Below are 12,375 nucleotides of genomic sequence, written 5' to 3'. Positions count from 1 at the left end.
GTTGCGGTCCGCAGGACCGCCCTCGGGGCCGCTTCGCAGCCCAACGCAGCCTCGCAGGCTCGACAGCTGCTACGGGACAACAGCACAACGAATTTTTCTGGAGTTAAGTTTCCATGGCCAAGATCGCCCCGCAATTGCCAATCGAAGTCGACAGCGAAACCGGTGTCTGGACCTCCGACGCCCTGCCGATGCTGTACGTGCCACGTCACTTCTTCGTGAATAACCACATGGGCATCGAGGAAGTGCTGGGCGCCGACGCCTACGCCGAAATCCTCTACAAGGCCGGCTACAAATCCGCCTGGCACTGGTGTGAAAAAGAAGCCGAATGCCACGGCCTGGAAGGCGTCGCGGTGTTCGAGCACTACATGAAGCGCCTGTCGCAACGCGGCTGGGGCCTGTTCAAGATCCAGGACATCGACCTCGACAAAGGCACCGCCAGCGTCAAGCTCGAACACTCGGCGTTCGTTTACGTCTACGGCAAGGTCGGGCGCAAGGTCGACTACATGTTCACCGGTTGGTTTGCCGGTGCCATGGACCAGATTCTGCAGGCCCGGGGCAGCAAGATCCGTACGGTTGCCGAGCAAGTCTACGGTGGCTCCGAAGAAGGCCACGACGACGGTTTGTTCACCGTCAAGCCGTTGTAAGTCGAGGACCCCGCCATGGCTTTCGAAGCAATGTTCCAGCCGATCCAGATCGGCAAACTGACCATCCGTAACCGCGTGCTGAGCACCGCGCACGCCGAGGTCTATGCCACCGACGGCGGCATGACCACCGACCGGTACGTCAAGTATTACGAAGAGAAAGCCAAGGGCGGGATCGGCCTGGCGATTTGCGGCGGCTCCTCCAGTGTGGCCATCGACAGCCCGCAAGGCTGGTGGAAGTCGGTCAACCTGGCCGACGACCGGATTATTCCGCACTTCCAGAACCTGGCCGATGCCATGCACAAGCATGGCGCCAAGATCATGATCCAGATTACCCACATGGGCCGTCGTTCGCGCTGGGACGGCGAGCATTGGCCAACCCTGCTGTCGCCATCGGGCATCCGTGAACCGGTGCACCGCGCGACCTGCAAAACCATCGAGCCGGAAGAAATCTGGCGGGTGATCGGCAACTACGCCAGCGCCGCCGCACGCGCCAAGGCCGGTGGCCTGGATGGCGTTGAACTGTCCGCCGTGCACCAGCACATGATCGACCAGTTCTGGAGCCCGCGCGTCAACAAACGTACCGACGAATGGGGTGGTAGCTTCGAGAATCGCATGCGTTTCGGCCTGGAAGTGTTGAAGGCTGTGCGGGCTGAAGTCGGCCCGGATTTCTGCGTCGGCATCCGTCTGTGCGGTGACGAGTTCCACCCGGATGGTTTGTCCCACGAGGACATGAAGCAGATCGCCAAGTACTACGACGACACCGGCATGATCGACTTCATCGGCGTGGTCGGCTCGGGTTGCGACACCCACAACACCCTGGCCAACGTTATCCCCAACATGAGTTATCCACCGGAGCCTTTCCTGCACTTGGCGGCCGGAATCAAGGAAGTCGTGAAGGCCCCGGTCCTGCACGCGCAGAACATCAAGGACCCGAACCAGGCGACCCGTATTCTGGAAGGCGGCTACGTCGACATGGTCGGCATGACCCGCGCCCACATTGCGGACCCGCACCTGATCGCCAAGATCAAAATGGGCCAGGTCGACCAGATCAAGCAATGCGTCGGCGCCAACTACTGCATCGACCGTCAGTACCAGGGCCTGGACGTGCTGTGCATCCAGAACGCCGCGACCTCCCGTGAATACATGGGCGTGCCGCACATCATCGAGAAATCGACCGGTGTGAAGCGCAAGGTTGTGGTGGTCGGTGCCGGTCCTGCCGGGATGGAAGCGGCGCGTGTGTCGGCTGAACGTGGCCACGACGTGACCCTGTTCGAGAAGAAAGAATTCATCGGCGGCCAGATCACGACCGCTTCGAAAGCCCCGCAACGGGACCAGATCGCCGGTATCACCCGCTGGTTCCAACTGGAACTGGCACGCTTGAAAGTCGACCTGCGCCTCGGCGTGGCGGCGGATGCGGCAACCATTCTCGACCTGCGCCCGGACGTGGTGGTACTCGCCGTCGGCGGTCATCCATTCCTGGAGCAGAACGAGCACTGGGGCGCGGCTGAAGGCCTGGTGGTCAGCAGCTGGGACATCCTCGACGGCAAGGTAGCGCCGGGCAAGAACGTGCTGGTCTACGACACCATTTGCGAGTTCACCGGGATGTCGACCGCCGACTTCCTCGCCGACAAGGGCAGCCAGGTCGAGATCGTCACTGACGACATCAAGCCAGGCGTGGCGATTGGCGGCACCTCGTTCCCGACGTACTACCGCAGCATGTACCCGAAAGAAGTGATCATGACCGGGGACATGATGCTGGAGAAGGTCTACCGCGAAGGCGACAAGCTGGTGGCGGTATTGGAAAACGAATACACCGGCGCCAAAGAGGAGCGGGTGGTGGACCAGGTTGTCGTCGAAAACGGCGTGCGTCCGGACGAAGAAATCTACTACGCGCTGAAGGAAGGCTCGCGCAACAAAGGCCAGATGGACATCGAAGCCCTGTTCGCGATTCAGCCGCAACCTTCGCTGAGCCAGGCAGGCGACGGCTACTTGCTGTTCCGCATCGGCGACTGCGTGGCGCAGCGCAACACGCACGCCGCCATTTATGACGCACTCCGGCTCTGTAAGGATTTTTGACGGCTTAGCTGCAAGCCGTAAGCTGCAAGCCACAAGTAAAAGCTCAGCTTCACCGCCGCTTTTACTTGCAGCTTGTAGCTTGTTGCTTGCACCTCGCCAGAGGTGACTCTGATGTTGAACACCCTTCTTCCAATCCTGTTGTTCGCTGCCCTGGGCCTTGCGGTTCTGGGCGCGTTGCGGCGGGTGGCCATGTGGCGCCGGGGCCGAGCCTCGAAGGTCGACCTGATCGGCGGCCTGTTTGCCATGCCCAAGCGCTACATGGTCGATTTGCACCATGTCGTCGCGCGGGACAAATACATCGCCAACACCCACGTCGCCACGGCCGGTGGTGCGGTGGCGTCCATCGTGCTGGCGATTCTGGTGCACGGTTTCGGCTTGCATAACCGCATCCTCGGTTATGCGCTGCTGTTGATGACGGCCGTGATGTTCGTCGGTGCGATCTTTGTCTACCTGCGTCGGCGCAACCCGCCGGCGCGCCTGTCAAAAGGCCCGTGGATGCGCCTGCCGAAAAGCCTGTTGGCGTTCTCGGCATCGTTTTTCCTGCTGACCCTGCCGGTCGCCGGCATCCTTCCGGAAAACTTCGGCGGTTGGCTGGTCGCTGCGATCCTCGGCGTCGGTGTGCTGTGGGGTGTTAGCGAACTGTTCTTCGGCATGACCTGGGGCGGGCCGATGAAGCACGCCTTCGCCGGCGCTTTGCACCTGGCCTGGCACCGTCGCGCCGAGCGTTTTAATGGTGGCCGTTCCACCGGTTTGAAACCGCTGGACCTGAACGATCCAAACGCGCCACTGGGCGTGGAAAAACCCAAGGATTTCACCTGGAACCAACTGCTCGGCTTCGACGCCTGCGTGCAGTGCGGTAAGTGCGAAGCCGCGTGCCCGGCGTTCGCCGCCGGCCAGCCGCTGAACCCGAAAAAACTGATTCAAGACATGGTCGTTGGCCTGGCCGGTGGCACCGATGCCAAATTCGCTGGCAGCCCTTATCCGGGCAAAGCCATCGGCGAACACGCGGGCAATCCGCATCAACCGATCGTCAACGGTCTGGTGGACGCAGAAACCCTGTGGTCCTGCACCACCTGCCGTGCCTGCGTCGAGGAATGCCCGATGATGATCGAGCACGTCGACGCCATCGTCGACATGCGCCGCCATCTGACCCTGGAAAAAGGCGCGACCCCGAACAAGGGCGCCGAAGTCCTGGAAAACCTGATCGCCACCGACAACCCGGGCGGTTTTGCGCCGGGCGGTCGGATGAACTGGGCTGCGGACCTTAACCTGACGCTGATGAGCGAAAAGAAATCCGTCGACGTGCTGTTCTGGGTCGGCGACGGCGCGTTCGACATGCGCAACCAGCGCACCCTGCGCGCCTTCGTCAAAGTGCTTAAAGCGGCCAAGGTCGACTTCGCGGTGCTCGGTCTGGAAGAACGCGACAGCGGTGACGTCGCCCGACGTCTGGGCGACGAAGCGACATTCCAACTGTTGGCCAAACGCAACATCCAGACCCTGGCCAAATACAGCTTCAACCGCATCGTCACCTGCGACCCGCACAGCTTCCACGTGCTGAAAAACGAGTACGGCGCCTTCGACGGCAACTACCTCGTACAGCACCACAGCACCTACATGGCGGAAATCATCGGCGCTGGTGCCTTGAATCTCGGCCAGCACAAAGGCAGCAGCGTGACCTACCACGACCCGTGCTACCTCGGTCGCTACAACGGCGAATATGAGGCGCCGCGTGAAGTGCTGCGCGCCCTCGGTATCGAAGTGAAAGAGATGCAACGCTCCGGCTTCCGCTCGCGCTGCTGCGGCGGCGGTGGCGGCGCACCGATCACCGACATTCCGGGCAAGCAACGGATCCCCGACATGCGCATGGAAGACATCCGCGAAACCGGCGCCGAACTGGTGGCCGTGGGTTGCCCACAATGTACCGCGATGCTCGAAGGCGTGGTCGAACCGCGTCCGCTGATCAAAGACATCGCCGAACTGGTGGCCGACGCATTGCTCGAAGATGCCGCACCGAGCAAACCGGCTGCACCGGCCCAACGTGAACCTGCGGAGGCCCACTGATGAGCGACATTATCCGCCGCGACCCCCGCGCCGAATGGATTGCCCGTAACCGCTTGCATCCGCTGCACGCGGCCATGCAACCGGCGCAACACAGCTGGATGGGCCCCAACGGCGTCATCCGCAAGAATCTGCACGGCATCGGTTTTATCGGCCCCAACGGCATCAAGCGCATTGACCGCAGCGGCGCTCAACAGGGCGGTGCGACTAAACGTACGGCTGCCGTTGAAGTGCAATTGCCGCTGCATTCAGTGCCGGCACCGGCGTTCTACATCAGCGTGGTGCCGGACATGGTCGGCGGTCGCTTGAGCAGCCACGACCGCGACTTGCTGGGCCTGGCTCATCAGTTGGCTGGCCAGGACGGCGCGGTATTGGCCGTGGTCTTCGGCGAACACAAGGAAAACGCCTTTGCGACGGCGGGTGTTGATCGTTTGCTGGTGCTGGAAGGCGAAGAATTCAGCGGTTATGCACCGGAACAACGGGTCCAGGGCCTGCGGGCTGTGGATAACCAGTTCAGCCCGCGTCACTGGTTGCTGCCGGACAGCCGCAGCGGCGGTGGTGAACTGGGTCGACGCTTTGCCGCCGCACTGGGCGAACGCCCGGCCACGCGGGTCTGGCAGGTCAAGGACGAGGAATGCATCGGCCGCGCCGGTAAGGGTTTGCAAGACCTTGCGCGCCCGGTTGCACGCTTGATTCTGGCCGCCGCCGAATGCGCCGAACCGGTCAGCGAAACTCGTCACGAAGCCTTGCCTGTGGAGTTATCCACAGCCGTGGTACGCAGCCTGTCGCGCATCGAAGATTTGGGCGCGGTGGCGGTGGACCCGGCGGCGATTCCGATGGCCGAAGCCGAATTCATTTTTTCCGGCGGCAACGGGGTCAAGGACTGGGGCCTTTTCCACAGGACCGCCGAAGCGCTGGGCGCCACCGAAGGCGCCTCCCGTGTGGCGGTGGACGATGGCTTCATGGCGCGCGACCGTCAGGTCGGCGCGTCCGGCACCTGGGTCACCGCGCGGGTGTATGTGGCGGTGGGCATTTCCGGGGCGATCCAGCACCTGCAAGGCATCGGTGCCTGCGACAAGGTGGTGGCGATCAACCTCGACCCTGGCTGCGACATGATCAAAAGGGCCGATCTGTCGGTAATCGGCGAGAGCGCCGAGATTCTTCAAGCCTTGATCGATGCGATTGCGGCTTACCGCAACGACGCCAAGCGCGATGCGGCTTAAGGGAAGGAAAGGGTTATGAGCACGAAAATCATCAGCCTGGTGTCCATCGGCGCCCACCCGACCTCCGGCCGGCCACGTCGCGCGGAGCAGGATGCGCGGGCAGTGGAACTGGGCCTGCAACTGGCTGGGGATAACCTGCAAGTGCTGCATGCCGGCGACGTCGCGGAACCGGCGCTGCGCGCTTATCTGGGCATGGGCCTGGAGCAGTTGCATGTGCTGGAACAACCATCAGGCGCGGATGCCTTGCCGGCGTTGACCGCTTATTTGCGCGATGCGGGGGCGCAAGTCGTATTGACCGGCAGTCAGGCAGAAACCGGCGAAGGGTCGGGCATGTTGCCGTTCCTGCTGGCGGAAAGCCTCGGCTGGCCGCTGGTGGTCGGGTTGGCGCAGGTGGAATCCATCGACGGCCATTCGGCGCTGGTGCTGCAAGCCTTGCCGCGTGGTCAGCGTCGTCGCTTGAAAGTGCGCCTGCCGTTTCTCGCGACGGTGGATAACGCTGCGCCGAAGCCTCGGCAAAGCGCCTACGGTCCGGCTCGACGAGGCGTGCTGCAAGCCGATGAAGTCGAAGTGATCGACGATGAACTGCTGGCGGTCGCCACGTTGCAACCGGCCAAACCCCGGCCTAAACGCCTCAAGGTGATCAAGGCCAAGAGCGGCGCCGACCGGATGAAAGCCGCCACGGCCAAGGCCAGTGGCGGCGGCGGGCAGGTGCTCAAAGGCGTCACGGCGCAAGCGGGTGCCGAGGCCATTCTCAAGTTACTGATCGAAGAAGGCGTGGTCCGCTAACGCACATCCAGTGAAGATCTAATGTGGGAGCGGGCTTGCTCGCGAAGGCGGTGGTTCAGTTGACATCAATGTTGAATGTCAGGCCCCTTTCGCGAGCAAGCCCGCTCCCACAAGGGGAAACAATGACCGTTGAATTTCGTTCGGCCCTGCGCGCGGATGCGCGGGAGATTGCTCGCTTGTTCCAGATTTCATCAGAGGGCGCTTCGGATTACATCTGGAGCCAGATAGCCGAGCCCGGCCAGGACCTGCTGGACGTCGGCGCCCTGCGCTATGCCCGCGACGATGTGGATTTCTCCTGGCAAAATTGCCTGATCGCCGAGGCAAACGGGGAAGTCATTGGCATGATGCACAGCTACGTGATGCGTCATGACCCGATGGCAGCGCCCGTCACCGACCCGGTGCTGGCGCCGTACGCCACCCTGGAAATCCCTGACACCCTCTACATTTCCAGCCTGGCGCTGCATGAGGGCTGGCGCAACCAGGGCCTGGGCAAGCAATTCCTCGCCTACGCCTACGACCGCGCTAATCAATTGGGGCTCAATGGCCTGAGCCTGATCGACTACGCCGCCAACACCGGCGCCCGGCGGTTTTACGAACGACATGGTTTCCGTATCGTCGACACCTGCCAGATCACGCCCCACCCGATGATCCGGGTTACGGGTGAAGCCTATCTGATGTACCGGCCGTAGGGCTGGCTCCCGCCATACCACTCGGTGAACTACAGTTTTGCTGTGCGCTGGTTAAGGGTGCAGCACGGTTCACGGAGCTTTCAGATGTTCAGCGCTGAGTCGTAAAACCCGTTTTCAGGCGTGGTTGAACATGAAGGCGTTGCGTTGGCGTGCGACCTGGTTGCTCTGTGGGGTGATGTGCGTGCCTGCCGGGTTGATGGCGGCTGCCAACACTGAGTCCGATCAGGATTTTTATCAGTGGCTGGAGTCGGACCAGGGGCAAACAGCCTCCTTGGCCCAACTGCGCACGCGCTGCGACAAGGTTGTGGACGCCACAAACAACCTCAACTGTTCAGTGTCCGTGTTCGCCCGAATGTTCGAGGCCAAAGCTGCCAATCAATTGCCCGATTACTACTTGGCGATCAGGCGCCGCCATGCTCAGGCCATCGCGAGTGACCCCGAACTCAACGTCCTGTTTTCCATGTTTGGCCGTCAATCGATCGCGACCCTGCGCGCGACCGGCGATTTTTCGGTGTCCACAGCCAAGCGGCACGAAGTGCTCACGGTTTATTCAAGCCCCAGTGAAGGCTACGTCAGCGATGAAGTGCTGCCGTACATCGACGTCAAAGCGGCCAACGGCGTCTCTTCGCGTTTTATTGTCGATACAGGAGCGCCGCAAACCCGGGTCAACGCCGAAACCGCGAAGCGGATGGGCATCACGCTGTTAACCGACTCCCATTACGGCTATAGCACGTTTTATGGCGAACATGACCTGTCGGCCAAGCTCGGGGTCTTCCAAGCGTTGAAGGTCGGCGGAAGCGAGTTCAGGAACGTCCTGGTGTTTGTCAGCGACCGGGATAACTTGTTGGGCCTGGACCTGGTCGGCAAGCTGGGGCGTTTGAAGCTCACGAAAAAGACCCTGGAGCTCAACGCGCAACCTCCTGCGCGCTGCGATTCGCCGGTGACCTATTCGCGTGCGGACATCAATCAACGACTGACCATTGCCGCGCGGCTGGATCGTCGGGCGACGCTGGCGATTCTGGATACCGGGAATGTGGATTACCTGACGTCGGCGTCGCCCGGTGACTTGCCTGTTCACGTCGCGGAAAACTCGCGCCACCAGACGTTCAAGGGTGAGCTGGATTTGTCGGGCGACATCCGTGCAATCACCTACAAATACTACCCGGGCTTTACCATCCCTCCGTCGTTGGTGTCCGGACAGTACGTGCCGTCGATTTTGTTCGGATGGCGGGTATTCAATGATTATGAATTGAACCTGGATACGCTGTCAGGGCGCTCGTGCCTGAATAAAATCTGATTTACCCACAAAGCCTGTTAGCGCTTCTGTGGATAACGTGTTCGCCCCTCGCTACGGCCTATACAAATCAAGGCCTGCAAGCCTTCGTACAAAAAACGATCAGCCTAACTTGCGGTTTTTACTCGCTTTTTACGGTGGATAAGGTTTGCCGATAATCAATACTTGCCCCCAATCTCTGTTGGCGCTTCTGTGGATAAGATGTTTGCTAACCGCTACAGGCTATATAAACCGGGCAGCTCAGGCTTCTGGTTAAAAAACGATCAAATCGTCGTTTCAGCTTGGTGAACATCGCACAAAGCGCGATTTATCGCGGCTTTCAGCGGTTTTCCACAGATCCGCCGAAGTTGCCCCCAAAGTCTGTTGGCGCTTCTGTGGATAAGGTGTTTGCCATCCTCTGCAAGCCACGTAGAACGTGCCCCACAAGCTTTCGATCAAAAAATAACCAGCGACTGTTCGAAACCAGGCTTCTGGATAAGTCACGGATTTTCTTCGGTTTATGTGGAGAAAGTTTTGTGTAAAACCACACTTGTCCCCAATAGCTGTGGGTGGAGGTGTGGATAACTTGTTTGTGGAAGGCTGGGAGGTGCGGGTGGCATAGCGCTGAACGGAATAGGTCATATTTCGTACAGTTCTGACGCAGGGGCGATATCGGGGAAGGATGTGTTGTTGGGGAGGGCGCTTTCGCGAGCAAGCCCGCTCCCACACTCGACCGTGTCGTTCACAATGTCTATGAACACCACCGATCTAATGTGGGAGCGGGCTTGCTCGCGAAGCTTTTGCCTTAGCCTTGTACAGGAACACCTTTGAGGTAAGGAGCAGGCTCGGCCCCGAGGTTGTTCAGCAGGCGCTCGCTGTACCAATCCACAAAATTCACCACACCAAACTCATAGGTTTTGGAGTAAGGCCCAGGCTGGTACGCGGTGGAGTTGATGCCGCGCTGGTTTTCTTCCGCCAGTCGACGGTCCTGGTTGTTGGTTTCATCCCACACTTTGCGCATGCGTTCTACGTCGTAGTCCACGCCTTCGACCGCGTCCTTGTGCACGATCCACTTGGTGGTGACCATGGTTTCCTGAGCGCTGATCGGCCACACGGTGAAGACGATGATGTGATCGCCCATGCAGTGGTTCCACGAGTGCGGCAAGTGCAGGATGCGCATCGAGCCCAGGTCCGGGTTCTTGATACGGCCCATGAGCTTGGCGCAGCCCTGTTTGCCGTCCATGGTCATCGACACGGTGCCTTTGAGCAGCGGCATGCGCACGATGCGATTACGCAGGCCGAAGCTGGCGTGGGCGTAAGGGATCTTCTCGGCTTCCCAGGCAGCGGCGGAGGCGGCGACGTGGTCCTTGAAGGCCTGGTCGGCGCGCGGGTCGGTGACGTCGTCCCATTCCAGCAGGGTTTTCAACAGTTCCGGGTGCGACGCGTTGCAGTGGTAGCACTCGCGGTTGTTTTCCAGCACCAGTTTCCAGTTGGCTTTTTCGTACAGGTTGGTCTGGATTGCCACCTTGGTGTTTTCCATGTCGTACGGTTCCATGTAATGGCTCAACGTCGACAGGAAGTCATCAATGGCTGGCGGGTTCTCCGACAGGCTGATGAAGATGTAACCACCGGCGGTCTTCACGTTCACCGGTTTGAGGCCGTACTGCTTCATGTCGAAGTCGGCGCCCATTTCGGTGCCGGCGAACAGCAGGCGGCCGTCCAGCTCATACGTCCACTGGTGGTAGTGGCAGACCAGTTTGGCGACCTTACCTTTTTCACTGGTGCACAGGCGCGAACCGCGGTGGCGGCAGACGTTATGGAACGCATGCACCACGCCGTCGGCACCGCGAATCACGATGATCGGGTTCTTGCCGACTTGCAGGGTCAGGTAATTGCCCTTGGTCGGGATCTCGCAGGTCATGCCGGCGATCAACCATTCTTTCTGGAAGATTTCCTGCATGTCGATATCAAACAGCCGCTCGTCAGAGTAAAACGGCTGCGGCAGCGAGAACGTACGCTCGCGCTCTTGCAGCATCTGCGCGGTGGCCTTGCGTGCGGGTTCCAGTGGATCGCCCAGGCTCAGGGTAGTGGTGACGTCCATCGTGTATTTCCTCAAGGCCATCTGCGTGGCCGCGAAAGTGGCTGATCAGGTTTGCTACGCAAGGTGTAAAGGATGTGTCTTGGTATGGGGCGAGTGTGGGGCCGGCGCTGGCCAGAACCTTATCTACGAGCGACATGGCCCACTCTGTTCCCGACGCGCAACCCCCGGTAGTTGGGGCTTGGTCGCGATAAGTATGTGAATGTCGCAGATAGGTAAATGGGTGGTTCGCACGTTACGCAGAATCGCCAACATAAGGCCGAGCATCGGCGGTGGAGAACAGCATGTCCAACAGCTTCCTGAATCCGGTAACGACCCAGACCTGGGCCAATGGTCGACACATCGTCCGTTGCGTCAAAGTCATCCAGGAAACCTGGGATGTGCGCACCTTCTGCTTTATGGCCGACCAGCCGATCCTGTTCTTTTTCAAGCCGGGGCAGTTCGTCACCCTGGAGCTGGAAATCGACGGCGTGCCGATCATGCGCTCCTACACCATTTCCAGCTCGCCATCGGTGCCTTACAGCTTCTCGGTGACCATCAAGCGCGTGCCCGGCGGCAAGGTCTCGAACTGGCTGCACGACACCCTGCATGAAGGTCAGGAGCTGGCGGTGCACGGCCCGGTGGGGCTGTTCAACGCCATGGACTTCACGGCGCCGAAGGTGCTCTACCTCAGCGGCGGCGTCGGCATCACGCCGGTCATGTCCATGACGCGCTGGTTCTACGACACCAACGGCAACGTCGACATGGTGTTTATCCACAGCGCCCGCTCGCCAAAAGACATCATTTACCACCGCGAGCTGGAACACATGGCGTCGCGGATCGATAACTTCAGCCTGCACCTGATCTGCGAGAAGCACGGTCTGGGTGAGCCGTGGGCCGGTTATCGCGGTTACCTGAACCACAAAATGCTCGAGTTGATGGCACCGGACTTCCTGGAGCGCGAAGTCTTCTGCTGCGGCCCGACGCCGTACATGAACGCGGTGAAACGCATGCTCGAGACCGCCGGTTTCGACATGTCGCGTTACCACGAGGAATCGTTCGGTGCGACGCCACCGGAAGCGCGCGCAGACGCCGTGGAGCAAGCCGAACAAGCGGCGGATGCACCGGAAGTCGACGTGGCGGACCTGCACCAGGTGGAATTCACCGCGTCCGGCAAAAGCATTCGCGTGGCGCCGGGTGAAACGGTGCACGCGGCGGCGGCCAAGCTTGGTTTGTTGATTCCGAAAGCGTGCGGGATGGGGATCTGCGGGACGTGCAAGGTGATGAAGCTGGGTGGTGAGGTCGAGATGGACCACAACGGCGGGATCACCGAGGAAGACGAGGCGGAAGGGTTCATCCTTTCGTGCTGCAGCGTGCCGAAGGGCGACGTGCGTATCGAGTTCTAAGCAACACCGCAAAACTAATGTGGGAGCGGGCTTGCTCGCGAAGGCGTCGTATCAGTCAACATTAATGTTGAATGTCAGTACGCCTTCGCGAGCAAGCCCGCTTGTATGTTTAGACTTGAAGGGGTGGGTGGGACTAAAGCTCA

9 protein-coding genes are annotated in these 12,375 nt (G+C 60.5%); 8 read left to right on the top strand and 1 reads right to left on the bottom strand.

Translation table 11 applies throughout. The features are described from left to right. Nucleotides 1-113: 113 nt before the first annotated feature. From BK660_RS19375 to BK660_RS19345, 7 genes are all read left to right on the top strand, one after another. Nucleotides 114-644, top strand: a complete 531-nt coding sequence (locus BK660_RS19375; RefSeq protein ID WP_008033249.1) for a DUF5943 domain-containing protein — start codon at nt 114-116, stop codon at nt 642-644. Nucleotides 645-659: 15 nt separating this feature from the next. Beyond that, entirely contained in the window at nt 660-2,720 is a 2,061-nt protein-coding gene (dgcA, locus tag BK660_RS19370; protein ID WP_123434647.1) for a dimethylglycine demethylation protein DgcA, read from the top strand. A gap of 111 nt (nt 2,721-2,831) precedes the next feature. Continuing rightward, on the top strand, nt 2,832-4,781 hold the full coding sequence (gene dgcB / locus BK660_RS19365) for a dimethylglycine demethylation protein DgcB (RefSeq protein ID WP_123434646.1): 1,950 nt from the start codon (nt 2,832-2,834) through the stop codon (nt 4,779-4,781). Beyond that, nucleotides 4,781-6,001 (top strand): electron transfer flavoprotein subunit alpha, encoded by a 1,221-nt coding sequence (gene etfA / locus BK660_RS19360; RefSeq protein WP_123434645.1) that lies wholly within the window; start codon nt 4,781-4,783, stop codon nt 5,999-6,001. Before dgcB ends, etfA begins: the two co-directional genes overlap by 1 nt. A gap of 15 nt (nt 6,002-6,016) precedes the next feature. Beyond that, nucleotides 6,017-6,787 carry an electron transfer flavoprotein subunit beta gene (gene etfB / locus BK660_RS19355; RefSeq protein ID WP_123434644.1) on the top strand — a complete coding sequence of 257 codons (771 nt, stop codon included), beginning with the start codon at nt 6,017-6,019 and terminating at the stop codon, nt 6,785-6,787. A gap of 122 nt (nt 6,788-6,909) precedes the next feature. After that, entirely contained in the window at nt 6,910-7,476 is a 567-nt protein-coding gene (locus BK660_RS19350; RefSeq protein WP_123434643.1) for a GNAT family N-acetyltransferase, read from the top strand. A gap of 130 nt (nt 7,477-7,606) precedes the next feature. Continuing rightward, complete coding sequence (locus BK660_RS19345; RefSeq protein ID WP_123434642.1) at nt 7,607-8,773, top strand: retropepsin-like aspartic protease; 1,167 nt, start codon at nt 7,607-7,609, stop codon at nt 8,771-8,773. 781 nt (nt 8,774-9,554) lie between these two features. On the opposite strand, the gene gbcA is transcribed toward BK660_RS19345, so the two are convergent. Then, nucleotides 9,555-10,850 (bottom strand): glycine-betaine demethylase subunit GbcA, encoded by a 1,296-nt coding sequence (gbcA, locus tag BK660_RS19340; protein WP_027926660.1) that lies wholly within the window; start codon nt 10,848-10,850, stop codon nt 9,555-9,557. Nucleotides 10,851-11,131: 281 nt separating this feature from the next. Between gbcA and gbcB the strand changes: the two genes are divergently transcribed. Next, nucleotides 11,132-12,232 carry a glycine-betaine demethylase subunit GbcB gene (gbcB, locus tag BK660_RS19330; protein ID WP_123434641.1) on the top strand — a complete coding sequence of 367 codons (1,101 nt, stop codon included), beginning with the start codon at nt 11,132-11,134 and terminating at the stop codon, nt 12,230-12,232. Nucleotides 12,233-12,375: the final 143 nt, after the last annotated feature.

The organism is Pseudomonas brassicacearum (assembly GCF_003732265.1).
In the GTDB taxonomy this organism is placed as follows: Bacteria; Pseudomonadota; Gammaproteobacteria; order Pseudomonadales; family Pseudomonadaceae; genus Aquipseudomonas; species Aquipseudomonas brassicacearum_D.
The sequence above is the reverse complement of the archived record's forward strand: the minus strand, read 5'-3'. Positions and strand labels throughout refer to the sequence as shown.